This window comes from Gluconacetobacter asukensis, from assembly GCF_014174375.1.
Classification (GTDB): domain Bacteria; phylum Pseudomonadota; class Alphaproteobacteria; order Acetobacterales; family Acetobacteraceae; genus Gluconacetobacter; species Gluconacetobacter asukensis.
In genome coordinates this window covers 15,082-33,170 of the sequence record NZ_JABEQE010000006.1, presented here as the reverse complement: position 1 = coordinate 33,170, position 18,089 = coordinate 15,082, and the positions used below count along the sequence as shown (strand labels likewise).

The window sequence follows — 18,089 nt, the reverse complement described above, 5'->3', positions numbered from 1 at the left end:
CATGAACATGAAAAAACTGGTCGTCTGCGCCATCCTGGCTTCAAGTGCCCTGACCGCGATTCCCCCGGCGCAGGCTGACGACACCCTGGTCCTGGCTCCCGGCAATCCCGCCGGCGATCTGGCCGCCGTCCACCAGAGCTTCGGTAACCAGGCCGTCCGCCTGTCATGGACCGCCCTGGGAACCACCCTGGGGACGACCCAGGCCAGCAAACTCGTCGATCCCCGGTTTTCCGACCTCGTCCATGACAGGACGATCACGCTACGCGGATTGTTCACGCTCACCCTCGCCGACGGCAAAGCGATTTCCAGCGCCGACCTGACGGTGATCCAGCCCCCGCGCGTCGAGACAATCGCGCCGGACGCGACCAGCGCACGCGCGGCCGACCGCCTGCCCGGCCGGGCCGTCACCGCACAATTCACCGACCCGAAAGGCCGTTTCACAATCGCCTGGCGGGTCGAACAGCGCGACGGATCGCCCTATCTGCGCGAAATCGTGGCGCTGACGCCAAAGACCCGGCCTCTTTCATTGAAGAGCGTGGCACTGTTCGAAGCCAACGTGGAAACGGGCGAGGTGGTCGGCGACGTGCAGGGCTCGCCGGCTGTCGTCGATGACAGCTATTTCGGCATCGAAAATCCGCTGGCCAACAGCCTGGTGTTCAACGGCCGCTCGCAGTTGACCCTGGCCCAGGCACTGCCGATCCAACCCGACCACGCGCTGACCGTCTCCGCCGTCGCGGGTATCGTCCGCCACGGCCAGTTGCGCCGCGATTTCCAGATCTATGTCGAGCGCGAGCGCAGCCATCCCTACCGCCCGTTCCTCAACTACAATTCCTGGTACGATATCGGCTATTTCACGCCCTACACGCAGAAAGATGCCGAGAACCGCATTCGCGCCATCGGCGAAGAACTGGTCCGCAAGCGGGGCGTAACGCTCGATTCCTACCTTTTCGACGACGGATGGGACGACCGGAGCGGCTTCTGGCGGTTCAGCAAGGACTTCCCCGCCGGCTTCAGGCCGCTCTGCACGCTGGCCTCGTCCTTTGGCGCCGCTCCCGGCGTCTGGCTGTCCCCCTGGGGCGGCTACAGCAAGCCGCAGCAGATCCGCGTCGCCAATGGACGCAAGGCCGGCCTGGAAATCCGCGACGACGGGTTCGATCTTTCGGGACCGAAATATTATGCCGTCTTCCACGATGCCGTCATGCGGATGCTGAAGGAAGATTGCATCAACCAGTTCAAGTTCGACGGTACCGGCAATGCCGACCAGGTCGCGCCCGGCAGCGTGTTCAACAGTGATTTCGACGCCGCCATCCACCTGATTGCCGACATCTACGCCGCCCGCCCCAACACCTTCATCAACCTGACGACCGGCACCTTCCCGTCGCCCTTCTGGCTGCGCGGCGTGGGCACCAGGCGCCAGCGCTGGATCACCTACCGCGATTCGGACACCTACCACAACATCGTCGTCAAGGCGCCACTCTTCCCCCTGAACTCCCTGATGCTGCACGGCATCATCTACGCACAAAAGAACCAGCGCCTCGACGCCGACCCCGGCCATGATTTCCCCGATGAAGTACACAGCTTCTTCGCCACCGGCACGGACGAGCAGGAACTCTATCTAACACCCGACCTGCTCAAGCCCGCCGATTGGGACGTGATCGCCGACACGGCAAAATGGGCACGGGCAAACGCCGGGATACTCAAGGACAGCCACTGGGTCGGCGGCGACCCCGGCCGCCTCGAACCCTATGGCTGGGCGGCCTGGACGCCCAAAAAGGCCTTCCTGACCTTGCGCAATCCCGACCAGGTACCGCGCCGCATCCTGATCGAACCGGACAAGGTGCTCGAACTGCCCGATGATGCGCCGATGCGCTACACCGTGCATACCTTGTGGGCGAAATCTCCCGCGCCCCGGACTCTGGACGCCGCCACGCCCGTCGTCATCCAGTTGGCGCCATTCGAGGTCATGACGCTGGAGCTGACACCCTGATGCAGCCGCGCGGGACGATACGCGCGGCATTGCTCGCAATGGCGGCACTGGCCACCGGCCCCGCGCGCGCGTCCGGGCCGCCCATGGGCTGGAACAGTTGGAACCATTACGGCGACAAGATCCGGGACGCCGACATCCGGCACGCTGCGGATGCTCTTCTTTCCAGCGGCATGGCGGCAGCCGGCTATCGCACTGTCATCATCGACGACGGCTGGCAGGGCCAGCGCGACGCACAGGGCAACCTGCAGCCCGATCCCTCCCGCTTTCCCGACATGAAAGCGCTCGCCGACTATATCCACGGCCGAGGCTTGCGGTTCGGGCTGTATTCATCCCCCGGCGCGCGCACATGCGCCGGACGGCCGGGCAGCGAAGGGCACGAAGCGCAGGATGCGCGCCGGTTCGCCGCCTGGGGCGTGGACTATCTCAAATATGATCTCTGCGGCTTCCGCCGACATCTCGCCGGGCAGGACCTCGACCGCCAGCGCGCCATGATGATCGATGCGTATCGCCGCATGGGCACCGCTCTGGACGCGACCGGCCGCACGGTCATTCTTGCCCTGTGTTCGTACGGCTGGAGCCGTGTCTGGGAGTGGGCCGCCTCGACAGGCGGGACGATCTGGCGCACCACGACGGATATTACCCCCGATTACGCGGCCATGATGTTCAATGCCCTGAGCGATCAGGCCATCCCCGATCCGCCACCCGGCCATTGGAACGACCCGGACATGCTGGAAATCGGCAACGGGGACCTGACCGCCCCCGGCGCGGAACGCACGCACCTGACGCTGTGGGTCATGCTTGCCGCGCCGCTGATCGCGGGGAACGACCTCTCTGCCATGACGCCGGAGACTCGTGCGATCCTGACCAATCGTGACGTCATCGCCATCGACCAGGACGTTTCGTCCCATCCTGGCCACCTCGTTTCCTGGAATGGCGCCGTACAGATCTGGCTGCGCCATCTTGCCGACGGCGGAACCGCCATCGCGCTGGTCAATACACTCGATCATGCGATCGACACGACACCGGGAACAGCATTGCGCGCCACGATGACGGAGCGGAGTGCGCGCGAGTTGTGGACGGGGCGCGAGACCGGGCCGCTCACCCCCCATACACGTTTCACGATCCCCGCCCGCGACGTCATCCTGCTGCGCCTCGAAGGCCCCAGCCGGTGACGCACTCCGTTTTCGGGCGCCGCGCCGTCCTCTCCGGCTCCATGGCCGTCGGCCTGTTCACAGCCGGCGGCCGGCTCCTGGCCGCCACACCCGGCCCGGAGCCGGTACCGGACGGGCGGCCTCACGCCTTCACGCTGCATCGCGACGGCTTCCGCCTCGACGGCACCCCCTTCCAGATCCGGTCGGGCGAAATGCACCCCATCCGCATCCCGCGCGGCGAATGGCCGGCGCGGATCGCGATGGCGAAGGCGATGGGACTGAACACCATCGCCATCTACCTGATGTGGAACATGCTCGAACCCGCCCCCGGACGGTTCGACCTGACCACGGACCGGCGCGATTTCCGCACCTTCCTGACCCTGTGCCAGCAGGCCGGACTGTGGGTCTCCCTGCGTCCTGGCCCCTATGTCTGCGGCGAGTGGGATTTCGGCGGCCTGCCCGCATGGCTGCTCTATGACGGCGATATCCGCGTCCGCAGCATGGACCCCGCCTTCCTCGCCGCCGCCAGGCGCTATATCGCCACCATCGCACAGGCCGTGCGCCCCTTCATGGCCGATCGCGGCGGCCCGATCCTGATGACGCAGATCGAAAACGAATATGCGTCCTTCGGCGGCGACCCCGCCTATATGGCCTGGACCCGCGACACCTGGTTCCGGCACGGCATCACCGGCGCCTGCACCACCGCCGACGGGCTGGCCCAACTGCGCGAGAAACGCACTATCCTGTCCGGCTGCGCGATTGGGCTGGACGGCGACTACCGGCTCGATCAGGCTCGCGACCTGGCGACGGAAACGCCGCCCTGGATCAGCGAGGCCTATCCCGGCTGGCTGACCCATTGGGGCGAGAAGAGCATGGCGACGATCGATTTCGTCCCGGATTTCCGGAAAATCCTGGATCAACGGGCATCGTTCAACCTGTATGTCGTCCATGGCGGGACGAATTTCGGCTCCGGCGCGGGCGCGAACGCCCATCGGGACGGCAGCCGCTTCCAGCCCGTGGTGACCAGCTACGATTACGATGCGCCGATCGACGAGGCCGGACGCGCCACGCCGAAATATCACACCCTGCGCACCATGATCGCGCGCGCCACGAACCTTCCCCTTCCGCCCGTCCCTCCGGACCCGCCGATCCTCGGCTTCGCCCCGGTCATGGCGCGTGCCGCCGGATCGCCGTGGAACGCGCTGGGCGACCCGGTCCGGGCCCGCGATCCGGTGTCGATGGAACGCGGCCTGCGACAACCCGGCGGCATGGCGCTCTATCGCTGCGTCGTCCCGGCCGGTCGCGGCGGCCCGCTTCACCTGCCGCCGGTCCACGACGACGCGCGCCTGATCCTCGACGGCACGGAAATCGCCGCAATATCACGCCTCTTTCCGACCAGGACACCACTCGTCATCGCGCCTGCGCCGGGGTCGAGGCGACTGGATATCCTGGTGGACAGTTTCGGCCATATCGGCTTCGGCCTCGCCATGGGCGATCGCAAGGGGTTGGAAGGCCCTGTCACGCTGGGCGGCGCGCCTCTCCGGGACTGGACGATCTTCGGCCTGCCCCTCGACGCGGCACGGCTTGCCCAAGCCACCCGCCACCCATCAGTACCCGGCCACCCTGCGGGGCTTTACCGCGCCACCTTCGACATGCCGGGCATCGGCGCCACCTATATCGACATGGCAGAATGGAAAAAAGGTTATGCTTGGATCAATGGCCACGCGCTGGGGCGCTTCTGGTCGATCGGCCCCCAGCAACGTCTCTTCTGTCCGGCGGAGTTCCTGCGCCCGGCGGGGAACGATCTGCTGGTGCTTGATTGCCACGCCGGCGCCCCGGCACGGATCGTGGGCGTGACTCACGCTGGCGGCTGAACAGCCCGGTACAGAACGATGTCCCCCGACCGGCAACTCCGACGAACGCCATGCGATTGAAGGAACATCCACTCTTCCCGTTGCGAAAGCGCTTCCATGACCGACCTTCCATTGCCGTGCCGCCCGCTCCGCCTTTCCGCCGCCCTGTGCCTGATCCTTCTCCCGCTGGCCGCATGCAGTTCGGCCAGCGGCGACGGCGACGACCACCCGCCCCGCGACCACAAGGTCATCGTCGTACCGCGCGGCACGGATGTCGTCTGTCCCGACGGCAACCACCCACCCTGCCCCTGAGAGCCCGACCGAAAATGCGCGCTGGCGGCGATCGCGCGCCAGCCCACATATTCGGTCAGACCCTGAGATCCCTCACGGTGCTGTCTTGCGGCACAACATCGCCGCCGCACGCGCGCCGCGCGCCATGACCTGGCCGGCGAACACCACACCATCGGCCGAGACCGGCAACCCGGCCTCCCGCAGCGCCTGCACCACCCATCCGTTGCAGGTATGGAACAGCGTGTAACGGCTGCGCGCCGCATAGAACAGGCTTTCCGGCCCATGACCGGCCGCAACCAACCGTGGCCGGCCATCACGCCCCGTCTCCAGGTCGTCCCCGATAAAGTCCGACAGGCGACCCATCCCCTCACGGCTCACCGGCAGCACCACCACGGCATCCGGGTCATAGGCCAGGTCAGGCGTGGTGGTCATGGCAAAGACCTGCACCACGGCCGGGCCGGGAAAAGGCCCGATCAGATACTCTTCCAGACTGCTCGCCGGGGCGGTGAAGAACGTCTTCTTGCCATAGCCGAACAGAATGGTCCGCGCGCCGGGGAAGATCTCGCGATAAACCGCCAGTTTCCCCGACAGCGCCGCCACCGGCACCCCGATTTCGGTATGCCACCCCCGATCGACCAGATAGACCGAATTCAGCTCCCCGGGCCGGCAGGCCGACGGCCCGCTCCCGCCGGCACAGCAGGCCAGCAGAACCCCCATGGCGGCCAGCAACAGAAATCGCGACAGCCCCTCCAGCACATTCCCTGCGCGGCAGCACATGCAGAACCTCGTCACAACCGCCACGAACATCGGGCATGTCAGACGATAGAGAAGCTGCCAGCCATCTTCCAGTCGATCGACGCCCCGGTCGTCAGGGCAGCTCCACCGCGATCGCAATCGCCTCGCCACCGCCGATGCAGGCAGCCGCCACCCCGCGCCGCAATCCCCGCGCGCGCAATGCATGCAGCAGGGTCGTCACCAGCCGCGCCCCCGTCGCCCCGATCGGATGCCCCAGCGCGCAGGCGCCCCCATTCACGTTCAGTCTGTCCGACGGAATGTCCAGATCGCGTTGCGCCACCATCGCCGTGACTGCGAAAGCCTCGTTGATCTCGAACAGATCGACATCGCCCACGCGCCACCCCGCCCGATCCAGCAGCTTGCGGATGGCAGGCACCGGCGCCTGCGTGAAATCGCGCGGCGCCTGCGAATGAACCGCCAGCGCCCGGATGGCGGCGAATACCGGCACTCCCTGCCGTTCGGCCCAGGACCGGCGCGCCAGAACCACCGCCGCCGCACCATCGGCAATGCCCGACGAACTGGCCGCCGTGATCGTGCCATCCCTGCCGAAGGCCGGACGCAGCGTCGGGATCTTGTCCGGCTGCGCCTTGAGGGGATTCTCGTCCTGCGCGACGTCCACCTCTCCCTTGCGGGTCCTGACGGAAACCGGCGAAATCTCGGCCGCGAAGGCCCCGCCTTCCACCGCGACACGGGCACGCGCCAGCGTCATCGCGGCATACGCATCCTGCTCCAACCGGCTGAAACCATAATCGCGCGCGGTCTGTTCCGCGAAATGCCCCATCAATTGCCCGGGTTCGTACGCATCCTCCAGCCCGTCGTGGAACATATGGTCGATCATCTGGCCGTGCCCCAGACGATAGCCCTGCCGCACCCTGGTCAGCAGGTAGGGCGCGTTCGACATCGACTCCAGGCCACCGGCCACGACCGCCTGGGCCGAGCCCGCCTTCAGCGCATCGTGCCCCATCGCGATCGCCATCATCCCCGACCCGCACAGCTTGTTGACGGTCGCCGTCGCGGCGCCAAACGGCAGCCCCGCGCCATGCGCGGCCTGCCGCGCGGGGTTCTGCCCCAGCCCGGCACTCAACACACACCCCATCAGCACCGTATCGACGGAATCAGGCGCCAGACCGCTCCGCTCCAGCGCCCCCCGGATCGCCACAGCCCCCAGTTCGGTCGCCGGCACATCCGACAGCACGCCCTGGAACCAGCCAACCGGCGTACGTGCCGCCGAAACAATGACGACAGGATCATCCATGTTCATGATGTCGCACCCTTCATACGTCACGCTGGCCGAAATTTGCCTAACATTTGTTAGTCAACTTTCTATGGAGCGCGCCCACCCCTGTCGAGGCCGAAAACAGTCCCGCCTCATCACACATGATTGAGCGCCGCCCCGCCGCCCGCACGCATTTCCGGGACAGACCGCGCATCAGGCCATGGAACATGAACCGGCCATGCACTAAGAATTATCTGGAATCAGATAGCAGGAGCACAGGACGGCGTGAGCGCGAGGCAAAGACAGAAGACCACCGGTCCCGGCAGGACGCATGACGAGCCCCCGGCCCGCCCGGTCAGGCGTGGCCGCGCACAGGCAGTCCCAGCGGCCGAAGCCGCCCCCAACCTGGAACGCCGTCAGGAAATTCTGGAAATCGCGGCCAAGCTGTTCGCCGAATACGGCTACAAGGCGACCTCGATCCGCGAGATCGCCGAGCGGGCGGGCATGATGGGCGGGTCCCTGTACTACCATATCCGCTCGAAAGAGGCGCTGTTCATCGAAATCCACGACCGGGCGCTGGACGCGGCGGCGCGGCGCATACGCGCCGCCATGGCACCGCACACCGCGCCGTGGGCAAGGCTGGAGGCCGCGTGTACCGAGATGCTGGAAATCCAGCTCAATCCCGAATCCCTCACGCTGCCGATCATGAACAATTTCCGCTCGGTGCCCGAGGAGGTGAAAGCCATCCTCGTCAAGAAGCGCGACGAGTTCGAGACCATCTTCCGCACGATCGTCGACGCCCTCCCCCTGCCGCCCGGGCTGGACCGCCAGATCTATCGCATCCTGCTGCTGCGCCTGCTCAATACCGCGGATACCTGGTATCACGAGGGCCGCCTCTCCCCCGCCGAGATCGCGGCCCAGATCCTCACGATCTTCCGCCACGAAGCCTCCGCCACCCGTGCGAAGAGCGAAAAGAAAAGCGGAACGAAGGCCGCCCCAAAGACACAAGCGCCCCGCAAGCGCCACGTGGCGGCATAAGCCGAGCCCTCTGGTCAGCCGCCCCCCAGCCGGCACGACAGATCGGCGGCGGCCTCGACCAGGGCGCCCCCCAGGGTGGCGATCGTATCCGGCGTCGCCTCGCTGCGCGTCAGCGACAACGCCAGCGCGGCCACCGCCTGGCCGGTATGATCGCCCACCGTCGCCCCCAGGCAGAACAACCCCTCGCGGATCTGCCCGTCATCAATCGAAAAACCCCGCTGCCGCGTCTCCACAAGCTCCCGCCGCAGATCGGACAGTGAAGCAACACTGTAGCGCGTCAGCGGGGCCGGAAACCCCAGCCCGAACAGCGCGTCCAACTCCCCGTCGGGCCGGGCCGCCAGCAGCGCCTTGCCCGTGGCGGTAAAGGGTGCGGGCAGGCGCATGCCGATACGAAAGGCCACATCCAGCGGCCGATTGGCATCCGAACAGGCGATATAAACGACCTCGCCACCGTCCAGCACCGTCATCGTCACGGTAAACCGTTCGAATCGCCGCGCCTCGGCGATGGACTGCCGGAAGACCGAAACCAGATCGGTCCGGGCCAGGAAATCCCCCGCCCAGCGCAACGGATGCGGCCCCGTCCGCAGCGTGCCGTCGGCCGCACGCACCAGCAGCCCCAGTTCCTCCATCGCCTGCACCAGCCCATGTGCCGTGCTCTTGGGCAATCCCAGCGCGCGCGCCAGTCCGGAGAGCGTCGGCGCGTCGCAGGAGGCCGAAATATGATCGAGAATCGCCACCGCCCGCCGCAGCGCCGGCACATGCGCCCCGCCGGACCTGATCCCATCGTGAGCCCGCATTCCCCTCTCCCGCCTTGACCGAAGGCGTTCAATGCACCCACAGTTCATTATGATGACCACGCGTTCAATATACTGAACGATATGGAGGCGGCAATGGTGATGCTGAAAGACCCGACCCTGTTGCGATCGGACTGCCTGATCGACGGAAAATGGGTGACCGCGCCCGAGCGGACATCCCCCGTGACCGACCCCGCGACCGGGCGCGTCGTCGGCCAGGTGCCCGACCTGGGCGCGGCCGAAGCCGAAGCCGCCATCGCCGCGGCCGCCCGCGCGCTGCCCGCCTGGTCGGCCCGCACCGCCAAGGATCGCGGCGCCATCCTGCGCCGCTGGTTCGATCTGGTGGTCGCCAACGCCGACGACCTGGCGGCGCTGATGACGGCCGAACAGGGCAAGCCCCTGGCCGAGGCGAAGGGCGAGGCCCTCTATGCCGCCTCGTTCCTCGAATGGTTCGCCGAGGAAGCCAAGCGCATCTACGGCGAGACGATCCCCGCCCCCACCACCGACAAGCGGCTGCTGGTCATCAAGCAGCCGGTCGGCGTGTGCGCCGCGATCACGCCGTGGAACTTCCCTGCCGCCATGATCACCCGCAAGGCCGCCCCCGCGCTGGCCGCCGGCTGCACCATGATCGTCAAACCCGCCGAACAGACGCCGCTGACCGCACTGGCCCTGGCCGTGCTGGCCGAGCGGGCGGGCGTGCCCGCCGGCGTGTTCCAGGTCATCACCGGCGACGCCCGTGCCATCGGCGGCGTGCTGACGGGGTCGGACGTGGTGCGCAAACTGTCCTTCACCGGCTCCACCGAGGTCGGACGCATCCTGATGAGCCAGTGCGCGCCCACCATCAAGAAACTCAGCCTGGAACTGGGCGGCAACGCACCGTTCATCGTCTTCGACGACGCGGATCTGGACGCGGCGATCGAGGGCGCGCTGGCCTCGAAATACCGCAATGCGGGCCAGACCTGCGTCTGCGCCAACCGGCTCTATGTCCAGTCCGGCATCTATGACGCCTTCGCAGCCCGCCTGGCCGAGGCGGTGCGGGCCATGAAACTGGGCCAGGGCACCGAACCCGGCGTGACCATCGGCCCGCTGATCGATTCCGCGGCGGTCGAAAAGGTCGAATCCCACGTCGCCGACGCGCTGGCCCATGGCGCCACCCTGGTCACCGGCGGCAGGCAGCCCCCGGCCGGCGGCAATTTCTACGAACCGACGATCCTGACCGGCGTCACCCAGAAGATGAAAGTGGCGCGCGAGGAAACATTCGGCCCCGTCGCCCCCCTGTTCCGCTTCGAGACGGAGGAGGAGGTGGTCGCCATGGCCAACGACACCGAATTCGGCTTGGCCGCCTATTTCTACACCGAGAATGTCCGCCGGGTCTGGCGCGTCGCCGAGGCCCTGGAATACGGCATGGTCGGCCATAATACCGGCCTGATCTCCAACGAGGTCGCCCCCTTCGGCGGCATCAAGCAGTCGGGCCTGGGCCGCGAGGGCTCACGCCACGGCATCGAGGAATATCTGGAAATCAAATATCTCTGCTCGTCCATCGGCTGACGGTTCCGGCACGCGCCCGAATATCGCAGCGCAATCGGGCCGGCGTCAGGCCGGCCCGTTCCCCGGAATCGACAGCGCGCCGGATTCGTCCGCCTCCAGCACGTTGACGCACAGCCGCCGTGCATAGGCCGCCGAGCCGACCGTATCGGGCACCCGTCCCAGCAGCTTCATTTCGTCCACATATTGCGACACCTGCACCCGCAGGTCGCCGCCCACGGGGCTGATGCCCAGGCTCTCATGCCGCAGCATGGCCAGGATCTGGCCCGCACCCATGCCTTCCATCGCCTCGGCCACCAGGTCCGCCGCCTGGTCGGGATGGGCGCGAATCCAGTCCGACGCGGCGCGCAGCGCCATCACCAGCGACGCCGCCGCCACCGGGTCGGACCGCAACAGGGCGTCGGACAGGCCAAGGGCCAGATTGGTCCGCTCCCCGTAATGGCCGGTCGTGCTGTTCTCCAGCTCAAAGAAGAGCGGATCGGGCAAATGCAGCCACTGCCACGCCTGCGGATCATGGGCCGCCACGGCATCGATCTCGCCCGCCCGCGCGGCCTGCTCCACCTGTGTCGGCGCCAGTGTCACCCAATGCACCGCGCTTTCCGGATCAATGCCCTTGCGCCGCATCATGACCGAGAAGAACAGCCGGTCGGCCATGTCCTGGTCCGTCACCGCGATTCGCATCCCGGCGACATTATCCAGCCGCGAGCCCTTGACCCCGCGCCGCACCAGCAGGCGGAAACTGCCCGATTGCAGGCCGCTGACCAGATGGGCCGGAATCGGCCCAAGACGAAAACGGTCCAGCCAGGTCAGAATCGGCGCCGCCGCTCCCACGGCCCGCCCTTCCGCCACATCGGCAATGGTCGTGCGGCCGGTGCGCGGCCCATCCACCAATGTCACGTCCAGATTGTAGGGGCCGAAAAACCGGGCCCGCGCGACGGCGAACAACAGACGATTCGACGACGGCCAGGACAGGACCAGCCGCCGCGCCCGGCCATCGGGCATAATCTTGTGCCGCACCACCGGATGGGGCCCCCGATTGCGCGTCACAACGGCCCCCACGACCGCCGCCCCACCTGCCACCCCACCGGCGGCAACCAGCAGGCGCCGCCGCGTCAGGCCACGCATGGATGACCGGCCTTCTGATCCATCCGTGTCTTTGGCCCCCTTCAGCCCTTATCCGACGCGATTCAGCCCATCGCGCATGAGACGTCTTCGCATGGTTGGAGCCTCCTCTCCTAGCCGTCAAAAAAAAACGTATCGAGGGGGTTTACCTCCGTCCCGAACCTCCGCTATACGGTGCCCCGGCGCTGATCCCGAATAGCTCAGTTGGTAGAGCAAGCGACTGTTAATCGCTGGGTCGTAGGTTCGAGTCCTACTTCGGGAGCCAACCTTTCCTTATTTCTTCAAAGACTAAAGAAAGACCGCCCTGCGCCCGGTCCGGGCAATGCAGGCGCACATGGCGCGCACAGAGCGGTTAAAGCCGCGCGCAATACCCGGCACCACACGCCCCAGCGGGTCGCAGCCCCTGCCTTCCCCGCGCCCCCGCTTTCCCGATCCGACACATCGCCGAGGCCCGGCAGCACACAGACCGCCCCGGCCTGCACGGGCGATCCTCGTCCGAACACGGACACCTGGCGGAAAAACAAATTCCATCAAACACTTATGCGGATTTTTGTCTCAACGGATCACGAAAAACGCGCTATCGCGTTGTTTTGACAGGCACCTCACCCAAGCAGAGAATTCCATCCGACCAGAATCCATCCTAGAACCAATACAATCACCCTATTCCAGCGCAGGGCCTGAAAATTATTGAACTCCACGACCTTCATAAATGAATACTATTGAAAAAACACAAAAATAAACAATAACGACGTATATATTCATTGTTGAGTCGTATAATATCATTGCCTGGTCCATCTTTACTGAAGGACAGACTTCGCTTGTGTAGAAGCAACGAAGATGTCAGAGTATCCGCAACTGGTTTTACCTCATGACTTTGCTTCACCTTTCTCCCGGAGTGTCTCTTTGATGGTCGCATCGTCGAATGCGCGCCCCCGCGCATATCTATCCACAAAAATCATAATGATATGCGGGCTGTCCTTCATCATCATCCAGCTTGTCGCGGTGACCCTGTCCAGCACGCAGATGAAGGCCCAGGTCGAAAAGAACATCTATTCCGAGGCGATTTCGAACAGCCAGATCCTGGCACAGAAGATCACCCTGGCCCTGACCGCGCAGAACACCGTCGTCCGCGGCATTCAAAGCACGATTGAAACCGCCCACCGGTCCGGCGTGCTGACCAAGCAGTTCATCGTCGACCTCCTGTATGAAGACATGCAGCGCTTTCCCGACATTTACGGCATGGACTTCAAGGAAGTCCCGCGCGGATTTGACGGCACCCAGGTTCCCGGCGGCCCGGGCACCAACAGCCACGGCATCTTCTTTCCGTATGTCCTGCGCGGCGCCGACGGCAAGGTCACGATCAACACACCACCCGAACATTACAGCGACGTTTACAAGAACATCATCAAGACCGGCGACCTCGACGGGCTGGAACCTTATATCGACGCGGATACGAAGGTTCCGATGGTGTCCCCCACCTATCCCATCACATTCGACGGCAAGAGAATCGCCGTCATCGGGGCCGATGTCCCGCTCGGCTGGCTGGCGCCGCTGCTGAAGAACGTCAAGATCGCCGAAGGGTCGACCATCTCCCTGCTATCCAGCCAGGGGTTCTGGATCGTCAATCCCGATCCCGCCCTGGTGATGAAGCACTATAACGACACACCCAACACGCTTGTCGAAAAAGCCATTTCAGAACACAAGCTTTCCATCATTCGCAATTTCAATAACGGCACGATGGACCGCATCGTCGTTCCGCTCAAGATCGACAATTTCAATGTGTACTGGACCCTGATCGTCGATGTGCCGTCCGAGGCCATCACCAAGCCGGTCTGGGACAACATCTTCTCCCTCGTCATTCCCGGCGTGACGCTGATCATCCTGTCGGTCGCGCTGATGTGGTTCATCTTCAACAAGCTGCTGAGCACACCGCTGCGCAACCTGCTGCAGTCCGTCTCGGCGCTGGAACATGGCGATTACGACGTCACCGTCTACGGCGTGCAGCGATCCGACGAACTCGGCGCCACGGCCCGCGGGCTGGAGAATTTCCGCGGTTCCCTTCTCCGGGCCCGGCAGGCCGACGCCGAAGCCGAGCAGGAGCGCCGCTGGAACGAGGCGCAGCAGGCCAGGCGCCGCCAGGAAGACGAGCAGAGGCTCAAGGACGTCAACAGGGTCATCGACACGATCGGCACGGCCCTCAACGCCCTGTCGACCGGCGACCTCTCGTCGCAGATCCAGCAGCCCCTACCGCAGGAATTCGAACCGCTGCGGACCAATTTCAACCGGTCCATCCAGCAGCTCGCCACGGCCATCACAGGCATTTCCAACGCGGTCGATACGATCCGCAAAGGCAGCCAGACCGTCTCCACCGGCGCCGAGGAACTCGCCGACCGAACGGAACAGCAGGCCGCCGCCCTCGAGGAAACGACGGCTGCGATCAATCAGATCACCCGAAACGTCTCGCATGCCGAGGATGTCATCAACAACACCCAGGCCATCGGCACGCAGGCCTGCGATTCAGCCGAATCGTCTTCCGAAATCATGAGCCGCACCCGCCAGGCCATGCAGCGCATCGAAACCAGCTCGGCGCAGGTCGTCGCCATCGTCGAGGTCATCGACGGCGTCGCGTTCCAGACCAACGTGCTGGCCCTCAATGCCAGCATCGAGGCCGCGCGCGCCGGCGACGCCGGAAAAGGCTTCGCCGTCGTGGCCAACGAAGTCCGCGTCCTTGCCCAGCGCTGCACCGACGCCGCCCGCGATATCGGCGACCTCGTGCGCAAGACGGTCGAGGAAATCCACACCGGCGCCACCTGCGTGCGCGATACCGAGAAAGCCCTGCAAACCATTTCCGGACTGGTCTCGACAATGGGGGAAAAGCTGAACACGATCGTTCACAGCGCGCGCGACCAGGCCACCAGCCTCAAGGAAGTCAGCGCCGCGGTGACCGTCATGGACCAGAGCACCCAGAAAAACGCATCCATCGCCGACACGTCACGCTCTTCGGCCCGCAGCCTGGCCGGAGAAACGCAGAAGCTTACGCAACTCGTCACGCATTTCAGGCTTCCCGGCTCCCGGAACACCGCCAGCCGGGAACTGGCAAGGCACGGCAGCTAGCCGCGCCTTCCGGCACACGCCCCCGATCAGACCATCCGTCTGATCGGGGATGCGCCTCCTTCAGGCCCCCCGCTGCTCGGTCAGCATCCGCGCTGCCAGACCGCCGAGCACCGTTGCCATCACCCAGCGCTGGGCCATGGCAAAACGGGGGTTGGATTCAAGGAATTTCGCCATATTGCCGGCGGAAAGCGCAATGACGGCATTCACCAGCACGCTGATGACGATCTGCATGGTCCCCAGGATCAGGATCTGGAACAGCATAGACGTGCCCGGCACGGTAAACTGGGGCAGAAGCGACAGATACATCACGGCGATCTTGGGATTCAGCAGATTGGTCATGAAACCCATGAGAAACAGCCGGCGATTGCCATCCGCCGCCAGCTTGCGCACCTGGAACGGCGACCGTCCGCCGGGCCGGATCGCCTGCCATGCGAGATAAAGCAGGTACACCGCCCCACCCAGCCGCAGCGCGTCATAGGCATAGGCATAGGGCACAGCCATAACCAGCGCGGTAATCCCGAACGCGGCGCACAGCATGTAAAAGACAAATCCAAGCGCCACGCCGCCAAGCGAGACCAGCCCCGCACGCGGCCCCTGACAGATGGAACGGGAAATCAGGTAGATCATGTTCGGGCCGGGCGTCAGCGCCATGCCCAGCGCGACCAGCGCAAACGCGGCAAGATGGGTAACGGGCAAGATCATTGTCTGTCTCCTGTGGCCCGACCGGGCACACGCGCCGACGACGATCCGACGCGCGTCCCCGCGCGCCACCGCTCGCCAGTCACATTTCCGGCCAGGCTTTCATGTCATACCACGTTCCGAACGATCCGCAGCCCCGTCCAGCCGCTCTTCCGGCCGCGCGGCCAGCGCGGCCAGAAGCGCCGCCACGGCTCCGTTCAATACCGCCCGCTCCGGGCGGATACGCGCCAGCACCCGCACCCCCATCAGCACCGCCAGGCAGTGCAGGGCCAGATCCTCGGCCGCCATCGCGCGCGTAATGCTGCCATCGCCCTGCCCCCGCCGAACGCAGTCGAGAAAAAATGCCTCGATCCGGGCGAACGTCCCGATGATCAGCGGCCGGAACTCCGCATCCTGTGCCGCGAATTCCAGCGCGGCATTCACCACCATGCAGCCCTTGCTGGCCGGATCATCCAGCGAACGCGCCACCACATCGTCCAGATAGCCCCGCACACCATCCAGCGGCGGCGCGGCCTCATACCGCGCAAGGCGCGGGCCAATCCCCCCCGCGATATACCGTTCGAGCGCCAGCCGGAACAGCGACCTCTTGTCGCCGAAGGCATTGTACAGGCTCGCGGCCGTCAACCCGGTCTGCCCGACCAGGTCCCTGATGGACGTCGCATCGAACCCGTGCCGCCAGAAACACGCAACCGCCGCATCCAGCACAGCATCTTCGTCAAATTCTCGCGGCCGGGCCATTCCCTCATCCATGCAGGCATTACGATCCCATCTTGCCACATGAGATACGACGCGTCATTCTAGAACGATCATACTAAAACGCACCGCGCCATGCGCCGGCACGAACGGAGGCACCATGATCCGCTTCTATTTCCACCCCACCCCCAATCCCGCGAAGGTGGCCCTCTTCCTCGAGGAAAGCGGCCTGGACTACACGGTCATTCCCGTCGACACCCGCAAGGGCGAACAGCATGACCCGGCATTCCGCGCCATCAACCCCAACGGCAAGGTGCCGGCGATCGTCGACCCGGACGGACCAGACGGCACGCCGGCACACGTTTTCGATTCCACCGCCATCCTTCTCTACCTCGCCGAAAAGACCGGCCGCTTTCTCGGCACCCCGGCCGACCGGCCGGAATTGCTGTCCTGGCTGATGTTCATCGCCACCGGCCTCGGCCCCTATTCGGGCCAGGCAGTCCACTTCCAGTATTTCGCGCCCGAAGACCAGGACTATGCCATCAACCGCTACCGGCGCGAGGCCCAGCGGCACTACCAGGTGCTGAACGATCACCTGGTAGGCCGGGAATATATCGCCGGCAACAGCTACACGATCGCCGACATGTCAGCCTGGGGCTGGATCGATCGCGCGGCCCGAGTCATGAAGGGTACGAAAGATCCGCTGACCCCCTGGCCCCACCTGAAACGCTTCTTCCACACCATCGACAGCCGCCCCGCCGTAGCGCGCGCCCGCGCCGTCGGGCAGGATCACGCCTTCAAGACCACGACCGACGAACAGGCCCTCCGCGCGCTGTTCCCCTCGAATTATCCGCCTGCATCCTGATATCGGAGATCCATGATGACCGAACCCACCGACTACACCCCACCTAAGGTCTGGACCTGGAACAAGTCGGGCGGCGGCCAGTTCGCTAGCATCAACCGCCCGATCGCAGGCCCGACGCATGACAAGACACTCCCCGTCGGCCGCCACCCGCTCCAGCTCTATTCGCTCGGCACGCCCAACGGCGTGAAGGTGACGATCATGCTGGAGGAACTGCTGGCGGCCGGTCACGCCGGGGCCGAATATGATGCATGGCTGATCAATATCGGCGCGGGCGACCAGTTCGGCAGCGGCTTCGTCGCCGTCAACCCGAACTCCAAGATCCCCGCCATGGTCGACCATAGCGGGCCCGCCCCCATCCGGGTGTTCGAATCCGGCTCGATCCTGCTCTACCTGGCCGAGAAATTCGGCGCCTTCCTGCCAAAGGACATCGCCGGGCGCACGGAATGCCTCAACTGGCTGTTCTGGCAGGTCGGCAGCGCCCCCTATCTGGGCGGCGGGTTCGGGCATTTCTACGCCTACGCACCGCACAAGATCAAATATGCGATCGACCGTTTCGCAATGGAGGCCAAGCGCCAGCTCGACGTGCTGGACCGCCGGCTGGCGGAAAGCCCCTATATCGCGGGCGACAGCTACACCATCGCCGACATGGCGATCTTCCCCTGGTATGGCGGACTGGCCAAAGGCTGGCTCTATGGCGGCGCCGAGTTCCTGAGCGTGCAGGACTACAAACATCTCCAGGCCTGGGCCGACCGCCTGCTGGAACGCCCGGCCGTCCAGCGCGGCCGCATGGTCAACCGCATGAGCGGCGAACCCTCCAGCCAGCTGCGCGAACGCCACGAGGCAAGTGATTTCGAGACGAAGACACAGGACAAGCTCGGTACCGCCGGGTAAAGGCGTTGAACAGATTCGCTCTGGTTTCTGTTATT

Annotated in this window: 15 protein-coding genes and 1 tRNA gene; 10 read left to right on the top strand and 6 right to left on the bottom strand. The window is 65.3% G+C overall.

The features are described from left to right. The first annotated feature begins 1 nt into the window (after nt 1). From HLH35_RS08470 to HLH35_RS08455, 4 genes are all read left to right on the top strand, one after another. A complete protein-coding gene (locus HLH35_RS08470; protein ID WP_182978739.1) occupies nt 2-1,987 on the top strand; it encodes an enterotoxin in 1,986 nt (661 codons plus the stop codon). Continuing rightward, on the top strand, nt 1,987-3,159 hold the full coding sequence (locus HLH35_RS08465; RefSeq protein WP_182978738.1) for a glycoside hydrolase family 27 protein: 1,173 nt from the start codon (nt 1,987-1,989) through the stop codon (nt 3,157-3,159). The genes HLH35_RS08470 and HLH35_RS08465 overlap by 1 nt, the downstream gene beginning before the upstream one ends. Further along, complete coding sequence (locus HLH35_RS08460) at nt 3,156-5,012, top strand: beta-galactosidase (protein ID WP_182978737.1); 1,857 nt, start codon at nt 3,156-3,158, stop codon at nt 5,010-5,012. The genes HLH35_RS08465 and HLH35_RS08460 overlap by 4 nt, the downstream gene beginning before the upstream one ends. A 96-nt stretch (nt 5,013-5,108) precedes the next feature. Beyond that, on the top strand, nt 5,109-5,303 hold the full coding sequence (locus tag HLH35_RS08455; protein WP_182978736.1) for a hypothetical protein: 195 nt from the start codon (nt 5,109-5,111) through the stop codon (nt 5,301-5,303). 72 nt (nt 5,304-5,375) lie between these two features. Here the strand turns inward: HLH35_RS08455 and HLH35_RS08450 are convergent, their stop codons facing one another. Next, on the bottom strand, nt 5,376-6,059 hold the full coding sequence (locus tag HLH35_RS08450; protein ID WP_246384958.1) for a DUF2459 domain-containing protein: 684 nt from the start codon (nt 6,057-6,059) through the stop codon (nt 5,376-5,378). A 91-nt stretch (nt 6,060-6,150) separates the two neighbouring features. After that, nucleotides 6,151-7,338 carry a thiolase family protein gene (locus HLH35_RS08445; protein WP_182978735.1) on the bottom strand — a complete coding sequence of 396 codons (1,188 nt, stop codon included), beginning with the start codon at nt 7,336-7,338 and terminating at the stop codon, nt 6,151-6,153. A gap of 240 nt (nt 7,339-7,578) precedes the next feature. On the opposite strand from HLH35_RS08445, the gene HLH35_RS08440 reads away from it, so the two are divergent. After that, the gene (locus HLH35_RS08440; protein WP_338029317.1) at nt 7,579-8,331 is read left to right on the top strand and encodes a TetR/AcrR family transcriptional regulator; all 753 of its coding nucleotides are present in this window, start codon (nt 7,579-7,581) and stop codon (nt 8,329-8,331) included. Nucleotides 8,332-8,345: 14 nt separating this feature from the next. Here HLH35_RS08440 and HLH35_RS08435 read toward each other — a convergent pair whose 3' ends face one another. Further along, the gene (locus HLH35_RS08435) at nt 8,346-9,128 is read right to left on the bottom strand and encodes an IclR family transcriptional regulator (protein ID WP_182978734.1); all 783 of its coding nucleotides are present in this window, start codon (nt 9,126-9,128) and stop codon (nt 8,346-8,348) included. Nucleotides 9,129-9,221: 93 nt separating this feature from the next. Here HLH35_RS08435 and HLH35_RS08430 point away from each other — a divergent pair, with 93 nt between their 5' ends. After that, complete coding sequence (locus HLH35_RS08430; RefSeq protein WP_182978733.1) at nt 9,222-10,673, top strand: NAD-dependent succinate-semialdehyde dehydrogenase; 1,452 nt, start codon at nt 9,222-9,224, stop codon at nt 10,671-10,673. Nucleotides 10,674-10,718: 45 nt separating this feature from the next. Here HLH35_RS08430 and HLH35_RS08425 read toward each other — a convergent pair whose 3' ends face one another. Continuing rightward, complete coding sequence (locus tag HLH35_RS08425) at nt 10,719-11,795, bottom strand: ABC transporter substrate-binding protein (RefSeq protein ID WP_182978732.1); 1,077 nt, start codon at nt 11,793-11,795, stop codon at nt 10,719-10,721. A 186-nt stretch (nt 11,796-11,981) separates the two neighbouring features. Here HLH35_RS08425 and HLH35_RS08420 point away from each other — a divergent pair. Then, nucleotides 11,982-12,057 (top strand) — tRNA-Asn (locus HLH35_RS08420). A 695-nt stretch (nt 12,058-12,752) separates the two neighbouring features. Next, the gene (locus HLH35_RS08415) at nt 12,753-14,906 is read left to right on the top strand and encodes a methyl-accepting chemotaxis protein (protein ID WP_246384957.1); all 2,154 of its coding nucleotides are present in this window, start codon (nt 12,753-12,755) and stop codon (nt 14,904-14,906) included. 60 nt (nt 14,907-14,966) lie between these two features. Here the strand turns inward: HLH35_RS08415 and HLH35_RS08410 are convergent, their stop codons facing one another. Beyond that, on the bottom strand, nt 14,967-15,608 hold the full coding sequence (locus HLH35_RS08410; protein WP_182978730.1) for a LysE family translocator: 642 nt from the start codon (nt 15,606-15,608) through the stop codon (nt 14,967-14,969). A gap of 99 nt (nt 15,609-15,707) precedes the next feature. Continuing rightward, nucleotides 15,708-16,343 (bottom strand): TetR/AcrR family transcriptional regulator, encoded by a 636-nt coding sequence (locus HLH35_RS08405; RefSeq protein WP_182978729.1) that lies wholly within the window; start codon nt 16,341-16,343, stop codon nt 15,708-15,710. Between the two features lie 115 nt (nt 16,344-16,458). On the opposite strand from HLH35_RS08405, the gene HLH35_RS08400 reads away from it, so the two are divergent. Both HLH35_RS08400 and yghU read left to right on the top strand, forming a co-directional pair. Then, on the top strand, nt 16,459-17,163 hold the full coding sequence (locus HLH35_RS08400; RefSeq protein ID WP_182978728.1) for a glutathione S-transferase family protein: 705 nt from the start codon (nt 16,459-16,461) through the stop codon (nt 17,161-17,163). Between the two features lie 12 nt (nt 17,164-17,175). Next, nucleotides 17,176-18,054 carry a glutathione-dependent disulfide-bond oxidoreductase gene (gene yghU, locus HLH35_RS08395; protein WP_456305635.1) on the top strand — a complete coding sequence of 293 codons (879 nt, stop codon included), beginning with the start codon at nt 17,176-17,178 and terminating at the stop codon, nt 18,052-18,054. Nucleotides 18,055-18,089: the final 35 nt, after the last annotated feature.